This window comes from Falsochrobactrum ovis (genome assembly GCF_003259955.1).
Lineage (GTDB): Bacteria > Pseudomonadota > Alphaproteobacteria > Rhizobiales > Rhizobiaceae > Brucella > Brucella ovis_A.
Genome location: NZ_QLMK01000002.1, coordinates 45,384 through 71,269 on the forward strand (window position 1 = coordinate 45,384; position 25,886 = coordinate 71,269).

Sequence of the window (25,886 nt, forward strand, 5' to 3'; positions counted from 1 at the left end):
TTCCAACTAATCTCATTCAAAATGAGGGGAACAACCCTAAATACTATTATTGGAAGATTATAAATGACCAAACCCGAGCGCTCTGAGATACATGCCGATACAAGTGGTGCTACACAAAAATTTGGTACCGAAGGTCTCGCACCGATGGAGCGACCAGGTATTGTAACCCGATTTTTCATGGGAATTGTGGCGTGGGCCGAGCGGCTTAATTTGAAATATGCAAAGCTGGGGAACCCACCTGTTTATGACAATGCCGTCTTTCCGTGGGTGGCTGATATAGAAAAAGAATTTCCGGCGATCCGCGCAGAGCTGGAAAAGGTTTTACTGCGCCAGAGCGAGTTGCCGTCATTTCAAGACATTTCTTCGGACGTCAAAACGATCACGTCGGATAATCACTGGAAGACTTTTTTTCTCTTAGGCTTTGGGGTAAAATCAGAACAAAATATACATGCTTGCCCCAATACTTGGCGCGCGGTTCAAAAAATCCCTGGGCTTACGACAGCGATGTTCTCGATTTTTGAGCCGGGTAAGCATCTGCCGCCGCATCGCGGTCCATATAATGGGGTGTTGCGGCTGCATATGGGCATGATTGTACCGGAGCCAGCCGACAAGCTAGCAATCCGTGTCGATAAGCAAGTGTGTCATTGGGAAGAAGGCAAGGTGCTGATTTTCGATGATGCCTATGAACATGAGGCATGGAACCATACCGATAAAACCCGCGTGGTGCTGTTCGTAGACTTTGTGAAGCCATTGAAGTTTCCAGCGCGGTTTATCAATTGGTGTCTGATGCATCTTGCGATTTTTACCCCCTTCATCAAAGAAGGTTTGGATAATCACTCCGAATGGGAAAAGAAGTTTTATGCCCAGGCGGAGAAGCTGCGCAATCAGCCGAAATCATAAGAAAGGCGGGGAATTCCCCGCCTTTTATTATGGCCATTTCACTTCCGGCGGCAGGGAAGATAGGATGGAATTAATATTTCCACCTGTCTTAAGGCCGAAAATCGTTCCGCGATCATAAAGCAGGTTGAATTCTACATAGCGACCGCGACGTATAAGCTGTTCTTCCCGGTCTTCTGGGGTCCAGTCTTTGTTGAAATTCTGTCGCACAAGATGCGGATAGACGACAGAAAAACCTCTTCCGACATCGCGGGTGAATTCAAAATCGGCGTCCCATCCTCCCTTTTCCTGGGGGGAATGAAGCCAATCGTAAAAAATACCACCAATGCCGCGCGCTTCATTGCGGTGAGGAAGATAAAAATATTCGTCGCACCAATCTTTCAGGCGCTGGTAATCGACGATATCTTTGTGCCGCTCGCAGATGAAACGAAAAGCCTTATGAAAGGTTTGCGTGTCGGGATCTTCCTGCGTTCGACGGCGATCAAGCACAGGGGTTAGGTCTGCACCGCCACCAAACCACTGGCGGCTTGTCACGACCATTCTTGTATTCATATGGACGGCTGGAACATTGGGATTTTGCGGATGGGCAATGAGCGAGATGCCGCTTGCCCAGTAACGCGGATCTTCTTCTGCTCCCGGAATTTGCTTGCGAAACTCAGGTGAAAATTCGCCGTGCACAGTCGATACATGGACACCGACTTTTTCAAAAACGCGTCCATGCATCATGGACATAACACCACCGCCTTGACCTTCGCCTTTCTCCCAGGGAGTGCGAACAAACCGGCCGGGCTCTTGATCGGAAAGACGGCCCTGTAGCTCGTCTTCAAGTTGCTCGAAGCTGGTGCAGATACGATCGCGCAGTTCTTCAAACCAATTGCGAGCTGTCTGCTTCTTCTCTTCGATATCTTGCGGGATTTCTGCGGGAATTTGATCGCGTTGCATTGGGGGTCCTCTCGCAATTTATCGGGAACGGGAAAAATATCGGCTATTCAACCTTATAGGCCCTTCCTCTAACAAAATCCTATGGCTTGGCCTAGCGGTAACCGTATTATGCTACAAAAGCAGAATTCATGTCCCCAAGAAATGACTCGTCTTTCTGTGTGCCCTTGCCTATTTTGTTTTAGAGCAATTGTGAGCAAGCACCCGTAAATCTTTTCGATACACTCTTGCGATATGATTTGAGTGGTTCGCCTACAGGCGAAATGCAGATGGAGGCAATCCAATGTCCCGCATCAAATCCGGTCCGCCACTTGAAGGATTGCGAAAGCAACTCGCGAAAAGTCGTGCGAGTAATAAGCGATTGCCGAAGGATGGATTTCTTCGCGAGACTTTTATTTTACCGCGGCAGGCGGCAAGGGCCAAGGCACGGGAATGGTTCGAGGCTTTCCCTAAGGCCGCTTATTGGACCGAGATCGAAAGTTGGTGCGAACGTCCAGATGATGTGATCGAATTTACGATGCGCCGATTGCCGAGCTCTGATTAAAAAGTGGCACAAGTCTATGCACTAATTTGGTGTCTGAGCATTCAAATCAAGCCAATTCGTTTCCTGATTCAAGTTTACCGGCCAAGCCTTTGAAATAGGATTCCTTTTTACATTCCAAAAAAGCGATGCAAAGTTTACGCGAGAAAATTTGAAAACTGATTCAGGTTAATTGGCTATCATATTGTTTGTGAATCTTTTTTAGCGTCTTTGACGCAGAGCCTCGCCGACAGTCATCGCTACGGAAACCGCAAGATTTAATGAGCGGGCGCCGGGAACCATGGGGATGATTAATCGCGCATCTGCCATATCTTGTATGCTTTCGGGAACGCCTGATGACTCGCGTCCAAATAAGATAATGTCACTGTCTTGGAATTTGTAATCTGTGTAGGGGATGGCCGCTTTGGTCGATAGGAGGACGAGCCTTCGCCCAGAGGCGTTTCGCCAATCGTTAAACTGGCTCCAGTCAGCGTGGCGCGTTAAAGCTGCCTGTTCTAAATAATCCATGCCGGACCGGCGAAGTGCGCGATCTGAAACATCAAATCCCGCAGGCTCTATAAGGTCCACGGCAAAGCCCAGACAGGCGGCCATGCGCAGGATCGTTCCGGTATTTCCGGGAATGTCGGGTTGGTAAAGGGCAATTCGCAAAGTCATATGTTCGCGGTAACGCAGAGCTGAGCAAGCTGCAAGAGCCTTGCAAAATTTAGTTATCCCGGAATTTGCTTGGCAATGTTCCACTGGCCAAATAAAAGAACTCATATGTTCAAATGGTTCGAAAATCAGCTCAAGCCCTATCCTGAAGAAACACCCCGTGAGCCGCCGCGGGGATTGGTAGCCTTTTGCCTCTATTACACACGAGGCGCTTGGCCGTGGCTTTTGGGAATGGCGTTTTTCACGACACTCATTGCGGTAATCGAAGTGTCGTTATTTGCCTTTCTTGGCAATATAGTGGACTGGCTTTCCCAACAATCGCGCGAGACTTTCTTGCAACAGGAAGGTTGGCGTTTATCGTTGATCGCTGGGTTGGTTCTGGTGGGCTTGCCCGGCGTAGCGCTGCTCCAATCCTTGCTTATTCACCAGACTTTGCTTGGAAATTACCCGATGCGGGTGCGCTGGTTGATGCATCGCTATCTGATCCGGCAATCATTGTCGTTTTTTCAGGATGAGTTTGCTGGGCGCATCTCGACCAAGTTGATGCAAACTGCGCTTGCGGTGCGCGAAGCGGTGATGAAGCTGCTGGACGTATTAAATTACGTCATCGTTTATTTCGCGGGCACGCTTTTCATCGCGGCTTCGGCCGATATTTTTCTGATGCTTCCGTTTGCAGTATGGCTCTGCGCCTATATCTTGCTGCTCAAATATTTTATTCCAAAGCTCAGAATAGCATCGGAAGAGCAGGCTAATGCGCGCTCGTCTATGACGGGTCGTATTGTTGATAGCTATACCAATGTTGCGACCATAAAGCTTTTTTCGCATTCGACTCGCGAAGAATCTTACGTGCGTGAAAGCATGGATGGGTTTCTTCAGACCGTGCATCGACAGATGCGTTTGATTACCCGGTTTCACTTCAGTCTCTATGTTGCCAATTGCATTTTGCTGTTTGCAGTAGGGACGATCGGTATCATCCTGTGGTTGAATGAAGCGATTTCCGTGGGTGCAGTGGCTGTTGGTATCGGCTTGTCGTTGCGGCTTAATGGCATGTCACAATGGATCATGTGGGAAATGTCCGCACTGTTTGAAAATATTGGAACAGTGGAGGACGGAATCACCACGCTTGCCCAATCGCAAGAGGTGGCCGACAAACCAAATGCGGCGCCACTGAAAGTGACCAAAGGTGAACTCGTATTTGACGATATTGGATTTCACTACGGTAAGGGTAAGGGCGTTATTGAAGGTCTCTCGCTTGTAATCCCGGCCGGACAGAAGGTAGGTCTAGTCGGACGATCAGGCGCGGGAAAATCGACGCTGGTCAATTTGCTGTTGCGCTTTTACGATCTTGAAAGCGGGCGCATCCTTATTGATGGCCAGAATATTGCGGATGTTCAGCAAGATAGTTTGCGCGCAAATATCGGGATGGTGACACAGGACACTTCGCTTCTGCATCGCTCGGTGCGCGAGAATATTATTTATGGGCGTCCTGATGCTACCGAAGCGATGCTGGAGCACGCCATTAAGCTTGCACAGGCCGATCAGTTTATTCCCATGCTAACTGATGCAGCGGGTCGCCGGGGATTGGATGCCCATGTTGGCGAGCGCGGAGTCAAATTGTCGGGCGGACAGAGGCAGCGTATTGCGATCGCGCGTGTGATGCTCAAGGATGCGCCGATTCTTATTCTTGATGAGGCGACGTCAGCGCTTGATTCCGAAGTGGAAGCTGCGATTCAGGATAGTCTCAACACATTGATGGAGGGGAAAACTGTCATCGCAATTGCGCATCGGCTTTCCACCATTGCAGCGTTGGACCGGCTAGTTGTCATGGATGAGGGGCGGATTGTGGAAGACGGAACGCATGAGGAGCTGGTTGCGCTCAACGGTATTTACGCCAAACTTTGGGCGCGCCAATCGGGCGGATTTCTGGGGTTTGATGAGGCGGAAGCGGAGTTGGTCGATTAGATAATTGGCTTCAATGAAAGCGATCTAAGCTCTGTTTGAGAGCTGGCTTAGGCTTTCGTCTTCAATCAAGCGTCTACGCACTCGATTCGCAGTTCGAAGTTCCTAACTAGGATGACCTCAATCAGCTAATGAGATGATAGACTATTAGTGCGTTTGCATATCGACTTTCCACAATTGCTGCGCTTGAGTCTGCTCATCTTGTGGACAAGCCCGGAACGCAGAGGAAGGCAGATGGCATGATAATCTGATTGAACGTGGGCGGTTATATGTGACGCTCTGGGCCCGGTAGTCTGGTCGATTTCTCGGTGACCTGGGGATCAATCGAGAATATTAATGCTTGTTTAAGATTGTGGCTGCAGTAAGTTTGGGCTTAAATAAGCGCGAAAAATAGCCTGCGACATGGTGCCGTCCCAGCGAGTTGCTGTCTGGACAAGACTTTTCTTCCCGCCTAAACCGAATGGTGAGATGGAGGGAATTTGTTCTGTGAGTACTTGCAGGACTATTTTTGCTTAGCTGCAAGAGGACGAGGGGAGTATTCAATTGAACATGCAGGTTGAAAAGGAATTGGCACGTGAGCGCACACGACACGGCTGAGCCGACACGGCGTGATTTTTTGTATATTGCGACGGGAATGGCAGGTGTCGTCGGAGTTGGCGGACTGGCCTGGCCGTTTATCGACCAGATGCGTCCAGACGCTTCGACACTTGCGGCGGCGTCCGTTGAGGTTGACGTATCTTCCCTCGCGGAAGGCGGCTCCCTAACGGTTAAATGGCGCGGCAAGCCGGTATTCATCCGGAACCGTACCGAAAAAGAAGTTCAAGAAGCCCAGGAGACAGCACTGGCTGATCTCAAGGATCCGCTAGCGCGAAATGCAAATCTTCCTGCGGATGCTGAAGCAACCGACCTGGCTCGCTCGGCGGGTGAGGGCAAGGAAAACTGGCTCGTTATGATCGGGGTCTGTACCCATCTGGGCTGCGTACCTCTGGGTGAAGCTGGCACGTTTGGCGGTTGGTTCTGCCCATGTCATGGGTCGCACTACGACACTGCTGGTCGTATCCGTAGTGGCCCAGCACCAGAGAATATGTTGATTCCGCAGTTCGAGTTCATTTCCGATACGGTCATCAGGATCGGCTGATACAGATCTTGGGGAGATAAAACATGAGTGGTGGTCACTCCACATATACGCCCTCGACCGGCATCGAAAAATGGGTCGATGAGCGGATGCCATTGCCGCGATTAATGTATGATTCCTTCGTCGCTTACCCGACGCCACGCAATCTGAACTATATGTACACCTTTGGTGGCATTTTGGCGTTCATGTTGATTGCGCAGATTTTGACCGGTGTTGTGCTTGCCATGCATTATGCAGCAAACACCGCAATCGCGTTCAATTCGGTCGAAAAGATCATGCGCGATGTTAATTCCGGCTGGCTGTTGCGTTATATGCATGCCAATGGTGCATCGTTCTTCTTTGTCGCGGTTTATCTGCATATTGCGCGCGGTCTCTATTACGGCTCCTATAAGGCTCCGCGTGAGCTTTTGTGGATACTTGGCGTAATCATCTTCTTCCTGATGATGGCAACAGCCTTTATGGGATATGTGCTGCCATGGGGACAGATGTCGTTCTGGGGAGCTACGGTTATCACCGGCTTCTTTACGGCGTTTCCGATCATTGGTGAGCCAATCCAGCAATTGCTGCTGGGCGGTTTTGCCGTCGACAATCCCACACTTAACCGATTCTTCTCGCTGCACTATTTGCTGCCATTCATGATCGCAGGTGTGGTTGTTTTGCACGTATGGGCACTGCACGTAACAGGTCAGACCAACCCAACGGGTATTGAGGTCAAGACAAAGACCGATACGGTTCCGTTTACGCCTTATGCAACCATTAAGGACGCTTTCGGGGCACTGATCTTCTTCCTCGTCTTTGCCTATTTCATTTTTTATATGCCGAACTATCTCGGCCACGCGGATAACTATATCCCGGCGGATTCCCTCAAGACGCCGTCGCACATCGTTCCTGAATGGTACTTCCTGCCTTTCTATGCGATGCTGCGTGCCGTGACCTTTAATATCGGACCCATCGACTCAAAGCTTGGTGGTGTTCTGGTGATGTTTGGCTCGATTGCGATCCTGTTTGTTCTGCCGTGGCTCGACACGTCGAAGGTGCGTTCGGCGGTCTATCGTCCATGGTACAAACTGTTTTTCTGGATTTTCGTGGCTGATTGTATCTTCCTCGGATGGCTCGGTTCGCGTCCGGCGGAGGGGGTCTACGTTATCCTTACTCAGATGGGAACGCTTTACTATTTTGCCTTCTTCCTGATCATCATGCCGCTTCTCGGTTTGATCGAAAAGCCCAAGCGTCTGCCGAACTCTATCACCGAGGCAGTGCTCGAAAAGAACGAGGGCAAAACAGAGATTGCCCCAGTGGCGATCAACAACTGAGTCGGCGAGAGATGAAGGACAAAAGAATGAAAACGTTCCTCAAAAATTTCGCTTCCTTGGGCGTTGTGCCGCTTGTGGCGATGGGCGTTGCCATTGGTGGCGCCTTCGCTCAGGAAGACGGGGCAGGCGAAGTAGAAGCTTTTCCGATCCATAAACCGCGAGAGCAAAATTGGAGCTTCTCCGGTCCTTTTGGGACCTATGATAAAGCCCAGCTGCAGCGTGGTCTGAAAGTCTATAAGGAAGTCTGCGCTGCCTGCCATTCGCTGGATTTGGTGGCATTCCGTACGCTGCAAGACCTTGGCTACTCGGACGATCAGGTCAAGGCTTTCGCGGCCGAATATGAAGTTGAAGATGGTCCGAATGATGACGGTGATATGTTCACCCGTGCCGGCATTCCGACGGATCATTTCCCGTCGCCATATCCGAATGCCAATGCGGCCGCAGCATCTAACAATGGTGCTGCACCACCGGATTTATCATTGATCGCAAAAGCACGTGCTGTTGAGCGGGGCTTTCCGACCTTCGTATTCGATATATTCACGCAGTATAACGAAAATGGTCCGGACTACGTCTATTCGCTTCTTACTGGCTATCAAGAGCCACCAGCGGGCGTCGAAGTCGCAGAGGGCACTTATTACAATCCGTATTTCATCGCGGGTAAATCGCTGGCTATGGCGAAGCCGCTCAGCGATGATCAGGTGACCTATGATGACGGCGCTCCGCAAACTGTCGATCAATATTCGCGTGACGTCGCCGCATTCCTGATGTGGGCCGCGGAGCCGCATCTCGAACAGAGAAAGAAAACCGGTTTCCGAGTGATGGTTTTCTTGATCCTGTTTGCGGGTCTTGTTTACATCGCCAAACGTATGATTTGGTCAGACGTTAAACATTAAATGCGTTCAGCCTATCGATAGGGCGCCAATGGCGCCCTTTTTCTTTTCACTATCTTGTTGCATAAATTGATAAGTCGCTTGAGCGAGGACTGATCATGATTGAACAAGGCAAGAATTTAGCTCGCGGATTGTTCGCATGAGGCGTTCTGAAGAGGACTAAAAATGGAACCTGAGTTCAAGGCCAGCTTGAAAGACGCAATCAGGACGATACCGGATTATCCCAAAAAGGGGGTCCAGTTTCGCGACGTCACTACCCTTATGGGCAATGCACAGGCGTTCCGACGCGCGGTTGATGAACTTGTTTATCCCTATGCGGGTAATAAGATCGACAAGGTTGCGGGTATTGAGGCGCGCGGATTTATTTTGGGCGGAGCCATCGCGCATCAGTTGTCGTCTGGCTTTGTGCCAATCCGTAAAAAAGGTAAGCTGCCGCGGGATACGGTGCGGATAGCTTATAGTCTCGAATATGGCATTGATGAAATGGAGATGCATCGAGACGCAATCGCACCCGGTCAGCGCATCATTCTGGTTGATGATTTGGTTGCTACGGGCGGCACTGCCGAAGCCGCATCGAAGCTTTTGTTGCAGATGGGTGCCGAGATTGTGGCTGCATGTTTCATCATCGACCTGCCTGATCTGGGCGGACGTAAGAAACTGGAAGCGCTTGGCGTTCCTGTTCGAACTCTCGTCGAATTCGAAGGTGACTAAGGTCTAGTCACCAGCTTCGACTTTTAGAGAAAGCAGAGCGAATTGAAGTTGAAACTAAAAGGCCACCCGATTGGGTGGCCTTTTATTGTGATTGATTTTCTATCAGGTATTGAAACGAAATAGCAGCACATCGCCATCCTGAACGATGTATTCCTTGCCTTCGTCACGGGCTTTTCCGGCTTCTTTGGCGCCCAATTCACCGTTAAATTTGACGTAGTCTTCAAAAGCAATCGTTTGTGCGCGAATAAAACCGCGTTCAAAATCCGTATGGATCACGCCAGCCGCGCCAGGTGCTTTGGTGCCACGTTTGATGGTCCAGGCGCGTGTTTCCTTTGGCCCAGCGGTGAAATAGGTAATCAGGTCTAAAAGCTTATAGCCAGAGCGGATAAGACGGTCGAGACCCGGCTCTTCAAGACCCATACTATCCAGATATTCCTTGGCTTCCTCATCAGGCAGTTGAGCGACTTCTGCTTCAATCGCTGCGGAGATAATGACTGTCTGAGCGCCTTGTTCCTGAGCCATTTTTTCGACAGCTTCGGTGTATTCATTGCCTTTGGCAGCGTCTTCTTCTGCGACGTTTCCGACATAAAGCACGGGCTTTGAGGTCAGCAGATTAAGGCCCTTGAGGATGAGAAGATCTTCTGGAGAAATATTGGTAAGCATCAGACGCACGGGCTTGCCATTTTGCAGAAGCTCCAATGCACGCTCCATGACAGGAAGGACGGTGAGTGCTTCTTTATCCTTGCCGGTGGCGCGCTTGCGGATCTGCACGATGCGACGCTCGATGCTTTCCAAGTCGGCTAGCATCAGCTCTGTTTCCACTGTCTCAGCATCTGAAACGGGGTCAATACGGCCCTCGACATGCGTGATGTCATCATCTTCAAAGCAACGCAGCACGTGGACGATTGCATCGACTTCGCGAATATTGGCGAGGAACTGGTTGCCAAGCCCTTCACCTTTTGAAGCGCCCCGCACCAGACCGGCAATATCGACAAAATTGATGCGAGTCGGGATGATTTCCTTAGAGCCTGCGATACGCGCGACCTCACTTTGACGTGGGTCAGGAACCGCGACTTCACCGGTATTTGGCTCAATGGTGCAGAACGGATAATTTGCAGCCTGTGCAGCAGCCGTTTTGGTCAGTGCGTTAAAGAGCGTGGACTTGCCAACATTTGGCAGGCCAACAATGCCGCATTTGAAACCCATGATCTTACCTGTCTCGATAGAATTAATTACCGCCGCTATGCGCCATAGCAGGGTAGAGCGTCAAGTGGTGCGGGGCCGGAAAGAGGGCGGACCTTAATCTTTCTTGCCGAAAAGCTTTTTCAGCATATCAGCCATCGGACCGCTTTGGGGGATATTGGCAGGGCGTTGGTTTTGACGCGCTTGCCTTATATGGCTCTGCGCCTTTGGAGCAGGCTTGATGGCCTCTTCAGGCCGGGCTTTAAAACCATTTGGTCGTTGATTCCCGTCTCCCATAGCGACTGCGACACGGTTCATAAAAGTATTATTCTCATTCTTCGCAAGCAGGCCGACATTGTCTGCAATTGCGCCAGTGAGCGTGTCAAGCCATTCGCCGTCAGCTTTCGCAAAATCGCCCAGCACATGGTTGTGAACGAGTTCTTTTGCGCCGGGATGGCCGATACCGAGGCGCATACGGCGATAATCTTTGCCTCCGGGCAGGGATTGTAAATGTGCATCAATCGACTTGATGCCATTATGCCCACCAGAGCCACCGCCTGTTTTTATACGAAGTTTTCCGGGTGCTAGATCCAGTTCATCATAAATGACGACAAGGTCAGCAGAGCTGAGCTTGTAAAAGCGCATAGCTTCTCCGATGGACTGACCGGAAAGATTCATGAAAGTCTGAGGTTTGATCAGAATAATCTTCTCGCCGTCGACGGTGCCGTCGGCAATCTCAGCCTGAAACTTTTTTTGCCAGTTGGAAAAACGATGACGGCGGAATATTTCATCCGCCGCCATGAAACCGATATTATGCCGGTTTTGCGCATATTTGGGGCCCGGATTGCCAAGTCCTGCAATGAGCAGCATGGTAAAGAGATCCCCGACCTTCGGAAAGCGATTATTCGCCTTCCTTGGTTGCTTCTTCTTCTTCTTCGGTTTCTGCGTTGTCGTCCGACTTCAGGCCGGCAGGCGCAGCAATGGTCGCGATGGTGAAATCGCGGTCCTGAATGACTGGCGCTGCACCTTCCGGCAGATCGATTGCCGAGAAGTGTACCGTGTCACCGACTTCGAGGCCGGTAAGGTCGACTTCGAGATTGTCTGGAATTGCATTAGCCGCAACAACGAGTTCAACTTCGTGACGAACGATGTTAAGAACACCGCCGCGCTTGATGCCGGGAGATGCTTCTTCGTTTTTGAATTGAACCGGAACGTTAACCGTTACAACCGACTTTGCGGAAACGCGCAAAAAGTCGACATGCATTGGGAAATCGCGAACGGGATCGAGCTGATAGTCTTTCGGCAGAACGTTGATCTTCTTGCCGTCGACATCGATCGAGATGATGGTGGTCTTGAAGCCGCCGCCGTGGATTTTGTAATAAACTTCCTTATAAGGAATAGCGATTGCAAGGGGGGCCTGCTTGTCACCATAAATGACAGCCGGAATCTGGCCGTTGCGGCGAAGTTCGCGGGAGGACCCCTTACCAACCCGGCTGCGCAAATCGGCCTTGAGCACGAAATTTTCGCTCATGGCATTACCTTTCAAATAATAACTGGAGTGTCGCTTAAAAATAAACGACATGAAACCTTCCGATTTACCTCGTTCATAGAACGAGGCCAGTCAGCTTCATCCCGCGCTGCCTCCAAGGGTGTCTACGCGGATGGCGCTGCTATAGAGGAAAGGCGGCTATTGCGCAAGTTTTTTACGCTTTAAAGACAGCTTCTGTGGGCATTTGCCTCTGCGTCTGGCCTTGCTCTTATCAAAGGTGATAGGGGATGGCAGGTCAAAAGGCGCTGGTTTGAGTCGCCTGATTTCAGATTAATTGATTTTCCGGAAGGAGGCGAGATGCAGGTCGGTATCGACATGGGATCTGTCGCTGGAAGCGGGACCGCGTCAGCAAGTGCGCTGGGAAGCGGTAAACAGGCTATGCTTGATCTCGAAGAACTTCTGGCAACCCGTCTTCTTGTGCAGGGTAATTCCGGTTCCGGCAAATCCCATCTTTTGCGCCGCTTGCTTGAGCAGAGCGCGCAATGGGTGCAGCAATGTGTGATTGATCCGGAAGGTGATTTTGTTACTCTTACGGATCTTCATGGGCATGTGGTGGTTGATGCAGCGCGGACCGAGAATGAGCTGGTTCGAATTGCCTCCCGTATAAGGCAGCATAGAGTATCCGCCATTCTCAATTTGGAAGGTCTGGATGTCGAGCAGCAAATGCGCGCGGCCGCCGCTTTTCTCGGCGGGCTTTTCGACGCTGAGCGAGATTATTGGTACCCAATGCTGGTTGTGGTGGATGAGGCGCAGCTTTTTGCGCCAGCGGCAGCCGGCGAGGTGTCGGACGAAGCGCGAAAGCTTTCGCTTGGGGCGATGACCAATCTGATGTGTCGCGGTCGCAAGCGTGGCCTTGCAGGGGTGATTGCTACGCAGCGTCTTGCTAAACTTGCCAAGAATGTAGCGGCTGAAGCTTCCAATTTCTTGATGGGGCGGACCTTTCTGGATATCGACATGGCACGCGCCGCTGATCTCTTAGGAATGGAGCGCAGGCAGGCTGAAATGTTCCGCGATTTGCAACGAGGGCATTTTGTGGCTTTGGGGCCTGCTTTATCAAGGCGACCATTGCCGATTAAGATCGGGTCGGTCGAAACTTCAGCGCGTTCGTCATCGCCCAAGCTCATGCCCTTGCCTGATACGCCTGAGGATGCGCATGAGCTTATCTTTACTCCCGCGCCTGAAGAAATACGTGTGCCCGTCAGACGGGCTCCGCCACCTCCGCCTTCACCGACCACGGCGGAAATACTGGCTCAGGTGGCAAAGCCCAAACCAGAAGCAGAACCTGCGCAAGAACCGCTATTTCCGGATATAATCGAAGCGGAACGTGAAGATTTGCTTGATAAGGTGATGCGCGAGATTGTCGATGATCCGGAAGCTTCATTCCGTTCAGTGGCGGTGCTTTATCAGGACTTTCTTGTGCGATGCCGGATCCATCGTGTACCCGGAGAGCCATTAGCGTTGCCAGCTTTTCGGCGTCGTCTCGCACTGGCGCAGGCGAGTATAGAAGGCGAGGCGGCATCAAGCGAAAGCTGGCAAAAGGCGTTAAGCCTTTCTGAAACGCTGACCGATGATGTGCAGGGGGTTTTCCTTATTGTTGCTCAGGCTGCCGTGACAGGCGCGCCCTGTCCCTCTGATGCAGCTTTGGCGCGCGCTTATGGAACACATTCCTATAGTAGAGCCCGGCGCCTTCTGACTTACTTTGAAGAGCGGGGGCTTTTGGTTTTGCGCAATGATTTTGAAGGATTGCGAATAGTTAATTTCCCGGATCTTCAATGTGAAACCGCGCCGGGAGACCCGAATGCTCCTGATGAATTTAGTGAGCAGAGCGCAGCAGAATAGAAGTGAAAGCCTAAATCTGTCACAAAACTGTAATGATCATCGGCCAAAGCCTGATTAGATTAGAGCAGGAAGAATTTTGTGACAGATAAAGCGCTCGTGCCAAATTATCGGGAAATCTTTTTCACTTTCGGCAAGATCGGGCTTATTTCATTTGGGGGACCGGCGGCGCAGATTGCGATGCTGCAACGCGTCGTTGTTGACGAAAAAAAGTGGATGGACCAAGAGCGGCTGCTGCATGCTTTGAATTTTTGCATGCTGCTGCCCGGGCCCGAAGCGATGCAACTAGCTACTTACTGTGGTTGGATTTTGCGTGGATGGCGTGGTGGGCTGTTGGCGGGAATGTTGTTCGTGCTGCCGGGCGCTGCTGTTATGCTGGCTTTCTCGGCGCTTTACGTCATGGTGGGCCATGTCGATATTGTTGCGGGGCTGTTATTCGGCCTGAAAGCAGCTGTTTTGGCAATCATATTTGAAGCCCTTTACCGTATGGGAAGGCGTACGCTCACTTCGGTATTTTCACTGATACTGGCAATTTTGGCGTTTATAGCAATTAGCTTTTTAAACCTCTCCTTTCCAATTGTGATTGCGTTGGCGGCCTTGGCGGGCGGTGTAAGACATGCGCTTTGGTATAGATCGGCCGAAACGAACCGTTTCAAATCGATGTCATCAAGAGCGATACCGGAGTTTATCAAACAAACCGCGATTTGGTCTTCGCTTTGGCTAATCCCATTGGCAGCAATTCTGTTAAGCTTTGGATTGGAGCATGTATTTTCAACTGAGGCTTTGTTCTTTTCCAAGCTTGCTGCGGTGAGCTTTGGTGGGGCCTATGCGGCGCTGTCCTATACGCTACAGGTTGCAGCAGAGAATTATGGCTGGATGGAGCCAAGTGAAATGTTGACCGGTCTGGGCCTGGCTGAAACCACCCCGGGTCCTCTGATCCTGGTTTTGGTTTTTGTTGGCTTTGTTGGTGCAGCAAATCTATCCGGTTATCCTGCATTATGGGGCGGGGTTGCGGGTGGTTTGATTGCGCTTTGGTTTACTTTCGTGCCGTGTTTTTTATGGATTTTTGCCGGTGCACCTTTTGTTGAGCGTCTAAGACAGGTGCGGTGGCTGGCGGCGATGCTGTCAGGAGTTTCCGCAGCGGTGGTGGGCGTTATCGCCAGTCTGGCATTGTGGTTTTCAGTGCATGTGGTTTTTAGCGAAGTGACCGAGCTGAATTGGGGACTATTTACCGTCCCAATGCCTAATTGGAATTCGGCAGACGGGGCAGCTGTAATGATTGCAATTTTTGCGGGCTGGCTGCTCATTGGGCTAAAAACAAACATGCCGCTTGTATTGCTACTAGCGGCATGTTTGGGAATTTTGGCTCGCTTGAGCGGTTTTTAATCTCTTAGTCGAAAAGACTTGAGACGGATTCTTCCGCTGCGGTGCGAGCGATCGCTTCACCGATCAAGCTTGAGATCGAAAGAACGCGGATATTTGGAGCATCATTGATAGCAGTTGTTGGCTGGATTGAATCGGTGATTACCAATTCTTTTAGCTTTGATGATGCAATACGTGCGACAGCGCCGCCGGAAAGAACGCCATGGGTGATATAGGCGGTTACGCTTTTCGCGCCCTTGCTCAACAGGGCTTCCGCAGCATTGCACAGCGTGCCGCCCGAATCGACGATATCGTCGAATAATAGGCAGTCTTTTCCGGTAACATCACCGATCACATTCATGACTTCGGATTCACCGGGGCGTTCACGGCGCTTGTCAACAATGGCAAGCTGCGCGTCGATGCGCTTGGCAAGAGAACGGGCACGGACGACACCGCCGACATCCGGTGAAACAACCATGCAATTGCCATTTGTGTAATTGGCTTTCACGTCACGCACAATTACCGGAACCGAATAGAGATTGTCAGTGGGGATATCAAAAAAGCCCTGAATCTGGCCTGCATGGAGATCGAGGGTCAGAACGCGGCTGGCGCCGGCTTCGGTAATAAGATTAGCGACTAATTTCGCTGAAATTGGTGTACGGGGACCAGGTTTACGGTCTTGTCTCGCATAACCGAAATAAGGAAGAACTGCGGTGATACGACGAGCAGAGGAGCGGCGGAATGCGTCGATCATGATGAGCAATTCCATCAGATGATCATTTGCCGGATAGGATGTTGATTGCAGAACGAATACGTCTTCGCCGCGCACGTTTTCCTGAATCTCTACGAAGATTTCCTGATCAGCGAACCGGCGGACTGTCGCCTTGCCGAGTGGGATATTGAGATATTGAGCAACGGATTCGGCAAGAACCCGGTTGGAGTTGCCTGCGAATAGTTTCATTCTTTTGCCTCTGAAGCCGGAGCAGTTTCGTTCTGTCGCAAAGGTCCTTGAAGGGGACTTATTCTTTCGTCTAACGCTAAAGCCATTTATACTGACTAAGCCGATATATTCGCAAAACGTTGAGAGCGCTGCAATTATTCCGACCGAGAAAGACGGTTCAAATAGCGCGGCTCGCAAGGCTTCTCGAATGTGGGGCCTATTGCAAAGAGTGACGGCTATTGCAAGGGTTGACTCGTCAAAATCGAATAAAAAGATAGAACGATATGCGTTCTTTCTTTTCTTGGCAGGAGAATCTGTAAGAGATTCAAACTATTGCGCAAATTGGCGCGGACTATGCGCGATTTGCCGCAATCCAGCTCGAATATTCTTGAAATGTGCGATCTGCGATTGCCTGCATGGCGGAAGCTGGCACCACGCTCCACGAATCTGCTGCTGCGCCTGAGACTTTTTCTTGCCCTTGGATACGATGCAAACGGTTGCCGGAAGCATCATTTATATCCCATACATATAAAACCGTGGTCTCGTTATCTTCTGACAGAACGGAAAAATAACCCTTCATGACATAGGCGGCATTTGCTTCGCTACTGCCCACTAGCTCAATTTTGCGCGCACGTGCCACGTCGTTCAAGCGATGGGTGAGCGGAGTTACAATCTCTAGTGGAGCGCCGATGATCGGAGCGATATAAAGCTTGCCCGGCTGCAAGGTCTGTTTGGCTGACGGTGGCGCTGATTGCGTCGGGCTTTCCGTCGCCGTTGCGACTTGCGGAGAAGCTGTTGCAGTTTCTGATTGCCCCTGAATATCAAGTGCAGATTCGGTACTATTACATGCCGCAAGCAGCCCTGCGAGCAACAGCACTACTGATAAGTTTGCTTTGTTCATGTCCGGTTCTTGCTCCTGCGAGCGCAGACTTCTCGTGCGCTCATCGCTGTTATCACCGATCAGCGGGAAATTTACAATCTTATCGAGCAACCAGCATGTGGAGAGAATGACGCGATAATGGTTTTGCCGCGCCATTAGTGGTCAGGTAAGTCTGACCGAGTGTCATTGCGGTGCCGGTGTCAGAATCCGCAACAATTATATGAGCAAAAAGCGTCATGTCCGGCTGAATTGTTTCTGGGTTGCCTGAGTAAAACATTTGCGGGTCCATCCAGGATGGAGCGAAGCGAGCCCCGACTGAATAACCACAAGCATTCAAACGGTGGCGGGTGAGGCCGTGGGCTTCCATCGTATGGGCATGAGCATCGAAAACATCGCCAAATGTTGAGGCTGGTGTCATCGCAGCTTCCACAGCTTCCATCGCCTCATGGGCGGCATCGAACAATTTGACGTGTTGCTCTGTGGGTTCACCAATAAGGATCGTTCGCATCATCGGGGCATGATAATGACGGTAGACGCCCGACCATTCTAGGGTGAGCTGATCGTTTGTACCCAGAGTTCGGCGGCCCGATTTATAGCGGCATAGCAAGGCGTCCGGACCTGATCCAATCACATATTCATTGGCCGGATAGTCACCATCGCCAGCAAAATTGGCGCTCATCATGGCGGCAAGTATATCGGCTTCGTTTGCACCGGAATTGGCGAGCTTCAACGCAGCATCCAAGGCGTCATCACTTAGTTCTGCAGCCCGTTTTACGAAAGCGATTTCGGCGGGACTCTTTAAGAGCCTTAAACGATCAACCATTCCTGACGCATCAAAAAGCTTGGCAAAGCTTTGCAACTGCTCATCAAGTTTGCGTGCATTAGCGCCAGTCAAACCGTGGGTTTGATACTCAATGCCGATACGGCAGCCGAGCAAGTCCAGTTCAGTGAGAATATTGCGCAGGTCTACTGCGGGATTGGCCTTTTCCCGGTCGGTCCAGACGACAATATTTTCAATATTGGAAGTATGTCGCGCTTGTCTGAGATCGGCGGAGCGTGTCAATAACACCATCGAGCCATCTGCCTTAACAATGAGGCATTGGAAAAAGCAAAAGCCGAACGTGTCATAGCCTGTGAGCCAATACATGCTTTCTTGTGCAAAGAGCAGCAAAGCATCAAGCTTTTCTTCTTCCATTTTGAGGATAAGTCGGTCACGGCGGGCGGCAAATTCTTTAGGTTCAAAGTGAAGGGCCATTGCTTTCTCCTCAGGCTTCTATGATGGCTATAGCAGCAATCTGACGGCCATAATCGGCCTCGTTGCGGTGTGTAGCCCGTCTGTAGGAATAAAACTGTTCTTCGTTTGCATAGGTGCATTGGCGAAGTGCGTCTGCTTTCACACCGGCGCTGGTCAAGCGGTCGATGATAAAGGCCCAAAGGTCAAATAATTTATGATCTGCTTTAGTGGAAGGCTCAAAATATGTGGTGAAGGCCTGATCCTTATCGATAAATTGCGCATAAAATTCCGGGCCAACTTCATAATGATTTGGGCCGATCGTCGGGCCTAAAATGGCTACAATATTTTCGCGCTGGGCACCCAGCTCGATCATCGCATTGATTGTGTTTTCGAGCACGCCGGTCAAAGCACCGCGCCAGCCCGCATGTGCGGAACCAATGACGCCCGCCTGATGATCAGCAAAAAGAACCGGCCCGCAATCGGCTGAAAGAGCGCCAATCGCAATGCCAGGAATTTTGGTTACCATGGCGTCAGCTTTGGGGCGCGGCGCGCCAAAAGGTTTAGTTACCGATATAACATCGGGCGAATGAATTTGGTGGACTGTTAAAAGATTATCGGGAATTACCCCAAGATAGCCAGCTACACGACGGCGATTTTCCTGCACATTTTGGGGAACATCATCGGAGCCTCCACCGACATTGAGACCTGCATAAATGCCGTTTGAAACGCCGCCCTTGCGCGTAAAGAAACCATGAGAAATGGAATGGCCATTTTGTCCGGCAGGGCCATCCAGTAAATGGGAGCGAAGCGGTTGAGGCTTTTCGTTCATCAGTTTTCTCTTTCAAACGGGCGGATGGTGGGCGACGCGATTGGGCTTGTCAATTGCAGCTTTTAGTTAGGTCTGTTCTGATTGGCTCTCAAAGGGAATATTGATGTTTTACTATCGGCAATAGCCAGTACTTTAAACAGGTCTCCCATCTGATCGGGCGCAGCGAGGCGCTCGACATCCTGACGAAGTTTGTTTTGAAAATCGTCTCCTCGGCCTGACCCTAATCTTCCGGCGCGTTCGATCAATCCCATGGCGAGAAGAAATTCTCCCTGAGTCATGGTTCCCGTTTTACAACCAGAACGAATTGCTATTTCTTCCAAATGCTGGAAGTCAACATGACTTGTCAGATCTGCTATGCCAGGATTGGCGAATACGTCATCATAAGCGTGTTTAAGCATGGCCTGTAAAGTGTCGCCAAAGCCTGATTTCAAATGCCCGTAATCGATTGTTAATGCTGCGCCCCGGCTGGTTGCGATACGTTCTGAGATTTGTTGCATCAAAGCGGCGCGCGATGGGGCCACTTCGAAAATAGTGCCCTCTGGTGTGGCATTATGGTCTTTTGGCAAAAGCGATGCGTCGATCCCTGCAACACCACTCACGAACTGAAAGTTTCCGGCCTCATCCAGACCGATCAGACGTTCGACAAAGCGACCATCGTATTTAACAAATTGCCGGATGGGAAGCGCGTCAAAGAGTTCATTTGAAACAAGGATAAGCGGACCGTGGGGAACGGCATCAAAGCGGTCTATCCATTGAATATTGATTTCAAAGGAGCCGAGCACTTCTTTTTGACGTTCGATAAGTCGGGGGCTTGTTTCGACCAAAACGACTTTTGCGGATTTTGCCAAGCTTGGCGCTAGCTGCGTAATTGTTCGCAGCATATCGTTCATCAAAGTTGCACGGCCGGGGCCGATTTCGCACAGAACAATATCGCTTGGCTTTTCAAGGGCATGCCAAATGCCAATGGACCAGATCGCGATCAGTTCCCCAAACATCTGACTAATGTCAGGGGCAGTTATAAAATCGCCTTGGGTTCCGAAAGGATCGCGCGTCATGTAATAGCCAAAGTCCGGGTCACTCAGACATATGGTCATATATTCAGAGACGCTGATCGGCCCAGACGTTTCAATGAGCCGCTGGATACGGGTTTTTAAAGACGTATTATTCATTCGTGGCAGCCCGGTTAGCGCGCCAAATTGCCCAAAAACCAAACAGTACCATTGGTAGTGTTAAGATCATTCCCATAGTCAGCCAACCACCAAAAATATAGCCCAATTGGGCATCTGGCTCGCGGTAGAATTCAACGAGAATACGGCTTAGCCCGTATCCCGCAACAAAGGTGCCTGCAATATAGCCCGGCTTTTTCAGCTTGCGGCCTACCCAAGTGAGGATGAAAAGCACAAAAAACAGAACCAGCCCTTCAAGCAGAGCTTCGTAGATTTGGCTCGGATGGCGCGGCAGCGGACCGCCATTGGGGAAATATACCGCCCAAGGCACGTCACTTACTCGGCCCCATAATTCCTGATTGATGAAATTTGCGACCCGCACCAGACCTAGGCCGACTGGTACGCCTGCAGCAATAGTATCAAACATGCTCCAAACGGGAATGTTCCGGGAGCGGGCAAACCATATCATCGCGAGAGTTGTGCCGATAATTCCGCCGTGAAAAGACATTCCACCGTCCCACACGGCTGGGATCGCAAGCGGATTGGCGAGATAGAAAGGCAGATTATAAAATAATACATATCCAAGCCGACCACCCAGAACGACGCCAAGCGCGGCCCAGATAACAAAATCGTCCAAAGTGTCGGCCTGCATCGGCGGATGGTTGTTGGCCCAAAGCCGGTGATTGTTCAGCAATTTCTTGCCATACCACCAAGCAAATAATATGCCGACAACATAGCCTAAACCATACCAATGGATGGCTATGGGGCCGATCGAAAAAATGATTGGGTCAATAGGTGGAAAAGCAAGGCCCGAAACCGGAGTCGGTGTTATTGTCATTCAATCACTCCATTTTTACAAATTACGGGCAGTCGAAAACAAATCGTAAAGCAGTGAGAACGCATCTGTTTTTCAGTTTTGCATAGTCGAGCTTGCAACGGAACGGGTACAGCCCTATTTCCAAAAGAGGTTTTTAACAAGGAAGAAAGCCATGACCAGCGGATCAAATCGGGTACTCGACGAGCTCGCCAAGCTTGTGACGGATGCTGCCGGAGCAGCGCAAGGTGTGAGGCGTGAAATGGAAACCGCGCTGCGCTCGCAAGGGGAGCGTGTGCTCAATACGCTTGATGTAGTGCAACGCGAAGACTTCGAAGCAGTGCGCGAATTGGCCATCAAAGCACGTGCGGAAAACAGCGAATTGGTCGCAAAAATCGAAGCACTCGAAGCGCGAATTGCGACTTTGGAAGCTCATTCAGGCGCTCATCAGGACGAAAAAGCTGATTCTGATGCAAAATCCAAAGGAAAATCATAATTTTTTATTAACAGGCTGCAAGCGGCAAAAACCCTTGTCTTAGAATCGCTTAAGGCAGGGGTGGCAGCCCAACCGTTTCATATTTCCACACCCTTTAATGCCCGTTTTCATAAAAGGGCTAGCGTTCAGATTCAGCATCAATAGACTGAAAACACTACATGATTCGTAACAGGGTCAGGTAGGCGGCGATAGGAGACCTTTTAGGTCTCGCGTCTTTCGCGTCGCTTTTCAGTATCAGTTGCGTATGTGCGTGTGCCAATGGGGTGCTTGCATGCCTTCGGGTATGCCGAAGTTCCTCAGCCGATCAATTCGTGCCTCATTTCCGCGTTGTCGCGTGAGGATGACGGACGGGGTGCAGGGAAGCCCTGCGCTGGAAATTATTTGGGGGTGTTTCCGAACACTTCCTAGAACAGGAAACGGACATGAGTCTTCTTGAGCTTGAATTTGCCCGTGAAGCGCATCCTGTGGATGTTATCGAACACGTCGCGAATTCAAACGACTGGACGTTCGAGCGGACTGGCGACGATGAAATCGCCATATCAGTGGCGGGACACTGGACGGATTACCACATCTCGTTTTCTTGGATGGAAGATTTCGAGGCATTGCATCTCGCCTGCGCTTTCGACATCAAAGTGGCAGAGCCTCGGGTCAATGAAGTCATGCGTTTGCTTTCTCTCATCAATGAAAAATTGCTGATGGGGCATTTCGACCTTTGGCAGCAAGAGGGTGCGATAATGTACAGGCAATCGCTGCTTCTCGCCGGTGGGGCTGAACCCACAAGCCGGCAGGTCGAAGTGTTGCTTTCTGCTGCGCTTGAAGCTTGTGAGAACTATTTTCAAGCGTTCCAATTTGTCGTTTGGTCGGGCGCTACTGCGCAAAAATCGCTCGAAAGCGTGGTGTTTGAAACCGTTGGTCGAGCCTGAGTTTTTTAGGGTTGGAGGGGGGAAATGAGTGAAAAAGAACTGATCAGCTGGGATGATTTCGAAAAAGTTGATATTCGCACAGGGACAATTGTTGAAGCAGAGTCATTTCCTCAAGCGCGAAAGCCAGCCTATAAATTGAAGATCGATTTTGGCGAAAAGATCGGGATAAAAAAATCTTCAGCGCAGATTACCAAACATTATAAGCCGGAAGAACTCGTAGGCAAACAAGTGCTGGCGGTCGTAAATTTCCCGCCACGGCAAATTGGCCCGTTCATTTCCGATAAGTCGGTGCCAAATGGTGGAAAATTGTTTTAGGCAAGGCACTTTGCTTTAAGCGGGAGCAGGCCGACGCGTTGTTTGACGTGTTTATTCGCCCGCACTCGCAGATATCATGCTGTGACCGAGTAGCTGCGAGTAGGCTTTTCTTATAGATTTGGCGCATTGGTTTTGGCGTTTGGCGGCACGCCTATGGATATACGCCAGATCTCAGGCTGGGATGCGAATGACCGCACGCAGCCCGCCTATCGGCGCCTTATCAAGGGTAATATCACCGCCATGAGTTCGGGCAATGTCACGCGCGATTGCCAAGCCTAATCCGCCCGTGCCGCCTGCGTCTTGAGTGCGTGCTTCATCCAGTCTGACAAAGGGCTTGAAAGCATCTTCACGTCGATCTTCGGGAATTCCAGGGCCGTCATCGTCAACGATAATGGTTAGCCATCCATCGCCATGAACAATGGATAGTTCGACATTCTGCGCGTGACGGAAAGAATTGGAAACCAAATTGCTGACGAGGCGGGAAAAAGAGTTGGGGCGCACATAAACTTCGCGATCGCCTTCCAGCTTATAAGTGAAGCCTCGCTCTTTCAAAAACGCTTCATTTTCAAGTTTTTCACATAGAGTCACAATGTCATACTGGCATGTTTCTTCAGATCCTTCTCCACGTGCGAAGGCGAGATAGCCTTCCAACATGGTTTGCATATCGGCGATGTCCTGATTAAGCGGTTCGACGTCGATTGCCTGTCCAGCTAATGCCAATTGCAGCTTAAACCGGGTAAGGATCGTTCGCAGATCGTGGCTAACGCCAGAAAGCATCGCGGTGCGCTGTTCGATTTGTCTTTCAATACGCGAGCGCATTTGCACAAAGGCAATGCCGGCGCGGCGCACCTCTTCGGCACCATGAGGTCTAAAACCTTCAGGCATCGGACGGCCTTTGCCGAAACTCTCGGCTGCTTCGGCAAGTTGTTGGATGGGCTTTATTTGATTGCGTAAAAACGCAATGGCGATGATTAGGAGCACGAGTGCGGTACCAATCATCCAGGTTAGGAAAATGCCCGTATTGGATGCATAAGCCTGACTGCGCCGGGCAAAAACTCGCAAGACTTTATCGCCAAGATTGATGCGTATTTCAATCAGGTCTGAATCGCCGACCGTATCAACCCAAAACGGACGGTTGATCTGTCGGGTAATTTCTTCGCTAAGAAAATAATCAAGAATGGCAAAAAATGGTTTTGGGCCTGGTGGGGGCAGGGGATCAGGGGGCAAGATAGAAATATTTAGCCCAAGCCGCTGCTGCGCAATACGGATAAGATTGTCATACCCGGGTTCCTGCGGGTAAGTCTCGAGAATATCAATTATACCGGAGATATCACGCACCACCGCGGTGGAGAGACGCTCCGTTACCATCTGCCAATGACGCTCCATGAACACATAGGCTATCACCGATTGGAGCAGGACCATTGGCGCGATGATAATGATCAATGAACGCGCATAAAGGCCCTTTGGCATTCGGCGCGCAAACCAGCGCGTGATCTGTCTCCAGAGCGATTTCATTGTGTCAGGATACTCCAAGCCCTTGAGCGCCGATAGTAGGCGCATCACTGGCGAGAATCATAGAGCGCCGCGAAACCATTCCCGCATTGCGGTGCGGATTTCTAACTTTCTCGATGATCAGTGTGCCGTGTCCTGAAATGGGGAAGGCTCCGGATTATGGTATTATTCAATACTCAATTTGTAACCTATTCCGCGAACGGTTTGCAGCCATACGGGGTTTGCCGGGTCCTGTTCGATCTTGCGACGAAGCCGATTGATCTGCACGTCGATCGTTCGCTCGCCAACCTCGCCATCCTGACCGGTGAGTTCGTGGCGTGGAATTGTTTCTCCAGCGCGTTCGGCAAATATCACCATTATGTCTTGTTCGCGCTCGGTAAGCTTGATGGGTTCTGCGCCTTTTTTAAGCTCCCGACGCGGAATGAAAAAAGTATAAGGCCCGAACACAATCTGTTCGATTTTGAGCGGGGATGGCGACGCTCCACGACGTAAGATATTATTGATGCGCAATATGAGTTCGCGTGGGTCGAAAGGCTTGGGCAGATAATCATCTGCACCAGCGGCAAGACCATCAATTCGACTATCGGTCTCAGAAAGCGCCGTCAGCATGAGAATCGGCACATTCTTATGTTCGCGCAATGATTTTGTCAGAGCAACGCCAGTTTCACCCGGCATCATAACGTCGAGGATCAGAAGATCGAAATCTATGCCTTCAAGCTTGCGTCGGGCTTCAGCGGCATTTGCTGCCATAGTAACCCGGAACCCGCTAGTGGAGAGATATTGTGAAAGAAGGCTGCGGATACGTGTGTCGTCATCAACGACCAAGAGGTGAGGTGCGTCATCCGAAAGAACGTTTTCTTCTACAGCCATGGCGACGATCGATCCCATTTCTGTTCCTGTTTACGACACAGCTTATGCTGTTCTTGAATTATCTTAGCCAGTGAATGCAACCACGTCTATTGAGAGATTTGCTTCGCAGCATTCTCGCGGGGTTTAGATTCTTGATTTTCTGTGGCTGCAAAATCATCGATTTGGCGGCGGCGTTCTGGATTGACCATATTGTAAAGAAAACGTTCGAGAAGGTCGCGGTCACTAGCGGAAAAACCGTCCAATGCGCGTTCGATACGATGGGACTGTGGCAAGGCAAGGGCTAAGGCAAGCTCCCGGCCAGTTTTGGTTGGATAAAGTTTTCGATGGCGTCGGTCATGCAGCCCGGTTGCCTGTACTACGTGCCCCTTATCAATCAATTGCTTAAGAACGCGTGACAAGCTCTGCTTGGTAATACGCAGGACTTCCAATAATTCAGCGACGGTCATGCCTGGCTTACGGTTTATAAAATAAAGTACGCGGTGATGAGCACGACCAAATCCGAGCTTTTCAAGGATTAAATCTGGATCAGCGGTGAAATCGCGATAAGAAAAAAACAGCAGTTCAATGACGTCGAGGTTTGATGCCTCCAAAGAGGTCAATGGTCTGCTAATATAATTCATGTCGTTCGTCGAATTCACATCCAAGCTCCATCCGGTTTATTCAAATATGTCAGCATTGTTGACTTAACTCAATCATCATGAATATTTTTTGATAGGTTGGAATTTACTTGGGATCGGAAACTATTTGGGAGGAAAAATCAGCGCTTTAAAATATGAGTTATTTGACTGATAGTCGTCAGGTTCCATAGGGCGGACAGAGCGCGAAGGCGAGCTTTATTTTCTTTATTTCGGAGAAATGAGCTGGAGCGAGCTTAGATAGCTGGTTTTACTAGTCAAAATCGATGAGTTTGCGCAGAAGTTTTTGTACTAGGTCGAGTTGAAA

The 25,886-nt window shown here is 50.4% G+C and carries 26 protein-coding genes; 12 read left to right on the forward strand and 14 right to left on the reverse strand.

The window, feature by feature from the left end; translation table 11 throughout:
• The first annotated feature begins 63 nt into the window (after positions 1-63).
• On the forward strand, positions 64-900 hold the full coding sequence (gene olsC, locus C7374_RS03855; RefSeq protein WP_111574311.1) for an ornithine lipid ester-linked acyl 2-hydroxylase OlsC: 837 nt from the start codon (positions 64-66) through the stop codon (positions 898-900).
• Between the two features lie 27 nt (positions 901-927).
• Here olsC and hemF read toward each other — a convergent pair whose 3' ends face one another.
• Entirely contained in the window at positions 928-1,839 is a 912-nt protein-coding gene (gene hemF, locus C7374_RS03860; RefSeq protein WP_111574312.1) for an oxygen-dependent coproporphyrinogen oxidase, read from the reverse strand.
• A gap of 280 nt (positions 1,840-2,119) precedes the next feature.
• On the opposite strand from hemF, the gene C7374_RS03865 reads away from it, so the two are divergent.
• Positions 2,120-2,380: a hypothetical protein gene (locus C7374_RS03865; protein WP_111574313.1), complete on the forward strand. Its 261-nt coding sequence runs from the start codon at positions 2,120-2,122 to the stop codon at positions 2,378-2,380.
• A 198-nt stretch (positions 2,381-2,578) separates the two neighbouring features.
• Here the strand turns inward: C7374_RS03865 and C7374_RS03870 are convergent, their stop codons facing one another.
• The gene (locus C7374_RS03870; protein ID WP_111574628.1) at positions 2,579-3,031 is read right to left on the reverse strand and encodes a tRNA (cytidine(34)-2'-O)-methyltransferase; all 453 of its coding nucleotides are present in this window, start codon (positions 3,029-3,031) and stop codon (positions 2,579-2,581) included.
• A gap of 105 nt (positions 3,032-3,136) precedes the next feature.
• Between C7374_RS03870 and C7374_RS03875 the strand changes: the two genes are divergently transcribed.
• The 5 genes from C7374_RS03875 (at position 3,137) to C7374_RS03895 (ending at position 9,036) form a co-directional block, all read left to right on the forward strand.
• Positions 3,137-4,990, forward strand: coding sequence for an ABC transporter ATP-binding protein (locus tag C7374_RS03875; RefSeq protein WP_111574314.1), 1,854 nt, complete (start codon positions 3,137-3,139; stop codon positions 4,988-4,990).
• Between the two features lie 571 nt (positions 4,991-5,561).
• Positions 5,562-6,125, forward strand: a complete 564-nt coding sequence (gene petA, locus C7374_RS03880; RefSeq protein WP_111574315.1) for a ubiquinol-cytochrome c reductase iron-sulfur subunit — start codon at positions 5,562-5,564, stop codon at positions 6,123-6,125.
• A gap of 23 nt (positions 6,126-6,148) precedes the next feature.
• Complete coding sequence (locus C7374_RS03885) at positions 6,149-7,435, forward strand: cytochrome b (protein WP_111574316.1); 1,287 nt, start codon at positions 6,149-6,151, stop codon at positions 7,433-7,435.
• A 26-nt stretch (positions 7,436-7,461) separates the two neighbouring features.
• A complete protein-coding gene (locus tag C7374_RS03890; protein WP_210205066.1) occupies positions 7,462-8,328 on the forward strand; it encodes a cytochrome c1 in 867 nt (288 codons plus the stop codon).
• Between the two features lie 162 nt (positions 8,329-8,490).
• Entirely contained in the window at positions 8,491-9,036 is a 546-nt protein-coding gene (locus C7374_RS03895) for an adenine phosphoribosyltransferase (protein WP_111574318.1), read from the forward strand.
• A gap of 102 nt (positions 9,037-9,138) precedes the next feature.
• On the opposite strand, the gene ychF is transcribed toward C7374_RS03895, so the two are convergent.
• The 3 genes from ychF to C7374_RS03910 form a co-directional block, all read right to left on the reverse strand.
• Complete coding sequence (gene ychF, locus C7374_RS03900; RefSeq protein WP_111574319.1) at positions 9,139-10,242, reverse strand: redox-regulated ATPase YchF; 1,104 nt, start codon at positions 10,240-10,242, stop codon at positions 9,139-9,141.
• A 93-nt stretch (positions 10,243-10,335) separates the two neighbouring features.
• Positions 10,336-11,088: an aminoacyl-tRNA hydrolase gene (gene pth / locus C7374_RS03905; protein ID WP_111574320.1), complete on the reverse strand. Its 753-nt coding sequence runs from the start codon at positions 11,086-11,088 to the stop codon at positions 10,336-10,338.
• Positions 11,089-11,119: 31 nt separating this feature from the next.
• The gene (locus C7374_RS03910; RefSeq protein ID WP_111574629.1) at positions 11,120-11,749 is read right to left on the reverse strand and encodes a 50S ribosomal protein L25/general stress protein Ctc; all 630 of its coding nucleotides are present in this window, start codon (positions 11,747-11,749) and stop codon (positions 11,120-11,122) included.
• Positions 11,750-12,064: 315 nt separating this feature from the next.
• Between C7374_RS03910 and C7374_RS03915 the strand changes: the two genes are divergently transcribed.
• Together C7374_RS03915 and chrA are read left to right on the forward strand one after the other, a co-directional pair.
• Positions 12,065-13,606: a helicase HerA domain-containing protein gene (locus C7374_RS03915; protein WP_111574321.1), complete on the forward strand. Its 1,542-nt coding sequence runs from the start codon at positions 12,065-12,067 to the stop codon at positions 13,604-13,606.
• A gap of 78 nt (positions 13,607-13,684) precedes the next feature.
• Positions 13,685-14,989, forward strand: a complete 1,305-nt coding sequence (gene chrA / locus C7374_RS03920; RefSeq protein WP_111574322.1) for a chromate efflux transporter — start codon at positions 13,685-13,687, stop codon at positions 14,987-14,989.
• Between the two features lie 4 nt (positions 14,990-14,993).
• Here the strand turns inward: chrA and C7374_RS03925 are convergent, their stop codons facing one another.
• From C7374_RS03925 to lgt, 6 genes are all read right to left on the reverse strand, one after another.
• Positions 14,994-15,926 (reverse strand): ribose-phosphate pyrophosphokinase, encoded by a 933-nt coding sequence (locus C7374_RS03925; RefSeq protein ID WP_111574323.1) that lies wholly within the window; start codon positions 15,924-15,926, stop codon positions 14,994-14,996.
• Between the two features lie 331 nt (positions 15,927-16,257).
• Complete coding sequence (locus C7374_RS03930) at positions 16,258-16,806, reverse strand: hypothetical protein (RefSeq protein WP_111574630.1); 549 nt, start codon at positions 16,804-16,806, stop codon at positions 16,258-16,260.
• A 79-nt stretch (positions 16,807-16,885) separates the two neighbouring features.
• Complete coding sequence (locus C7374_RS03935; RefSeq protein WP_111574324.1) at positions 16,886-18,040, reverse strand: M24 family metallopeptidase; 1,155 nt, start codon at positions 18,038-18,040, stop codon at positions 16,886-16,888.
• A gap of 10 nt (positions 18,041-18,050) precedes the next feature.
• The gene (gene pgeF, locus C7374_RS03940; RefSeq protein WP_111574325.1) at positions 18,051-18,848 is read right to left on the reverse strand and encodes a peptidoglycan editing factor PgeF; all 798 of its coding nucleotides are present in this window, start codon (positions 18,846-18,848) and stop codon (positions 18,051-18,053) included.
• A gap of 62 nt (positions 18,849-18,910) precedes the next feature.
• Positions 18,911-20,017 carry a class I SAM-dependent methyltransferase gene (locus C7374_RS03945; RefSeq protein WP_111574326.1) on the reverse strand — a complete coding sequence of 369 codons (1,107 nt, stop codon included), beginning with the start codon at positions 20,015-20,017 and terminating at the stop codon, positions 18,911-18,913.
• Positions 20,010-20,852 carry a prolipoprotein diacylglyceryl transferase gene (gene lgt, locus C7374_RS03950; RefSeq protein ID WP_111574327.1) on the reverse strand — a complete coding sequence of 281 codons (843 nt, stop codon included), beginning with the start codon at positions 20,850-20,852 and terminating at the stop codon, positions 20,010-20,012. The genes C7374_RS03945 and lgt overlap by 8 nt, the downstream gene beginning before the upstream one ends.
• Positions 20,853-21,003: 151 nt before the next feature.
• Here lgt and C7374_RS03955 point away from each other — a divergent pair, with 151 nt between their 5' ends.
• The 3 genes from C7374_RS03955 (at position 21,004) to C7374_RS03965 (ending at position 22,562) form a co-directional block, all read left to right on the forward strand.
• Positions 21,004-21,324, forward strand: a complete 321-nt coding sequence (locus C7374_RS03955; protein ID WP_245412575.1) for an accessory factor UbiK family protein — start codon at positions 21,004-21,006, stop codon at positions 21,322-21,324.
• Between the two features lie 422 nt (positions 21,325-21,746).
• Complete coding sequence (locus C7374_RS03960; protein ID WP_111574328.1) at positions 21,747-22,247, forward strand: type III secretion system chaperone family protein; 501 nt, start codon at positions 21,747-21,749, stop codon at positions 22,245-22,247.
• 24 nt (positions 22,248-22,271) lie between these two features.
• Positions 22,272-22,562: a tRNA-binding protein gene (locus C7374_RS03965; RefSeq protein WP_111574329.1), complete on the forward strand. Its 291-nt coding sequence runs from the start codon at positions 22,272-22,274 to the stop codon at positions 22,560-22,562.
• A gap of 171 nt (positions 22,563-22,733) precedes the next feature.
• On the opposite strand, the gene C7374_RS03970 is transcribed toward C7374_RS03965, so the two are convergent.
• The 3 genes from C7374_RS03970 to C7374_RS03980 all read right to left on the reverse strand — a co-directional run bounded on the left by C7374_RS03970 (position 22,734) and on the right by C7374_RS03980 (position 25,582).
• Complete coding sequence (locus tag C7374_RS03970) at positions 22,734-24,077, reverse strand: ATP-binding protein (RefSeq protein WP_111574330.1); 1,344 nt, start codon at positions 24,075-24,077, stop codon at positions 22,734-22,736.
• A 162-nt stretch (positions 24,078-24,239) separates the two neighbouring features.
• Positions 24,240-24,962 carry a response regulator gene (locus C7374_RS03975; RefSeq protein WP_111574331.1) on the reverse strand — a complete coding sequence of 241 codons (723 nt, stop codon included), beginning with the start codon at positions 24,960-24,962 and terminating at the stop codon, positions 24,240-24,242.
• A gap of 68 nt (positions 24,963-25,030) precedes the next feature.
• On the reverse strand, positions 25,031-25,582 hold the full coding sequence (locus tag C7374_RS03980) for a MarR family winged helix-turn-helix transcriptional regulator (protein ID WP_111574332.1): 552 nt from the start codon (positions 25,580-25,582) through the stop codon (positions 25,031-25,033).
• Between the last annotated feature and the right edge of the window lie 304 nt (positions 25,583-25,886).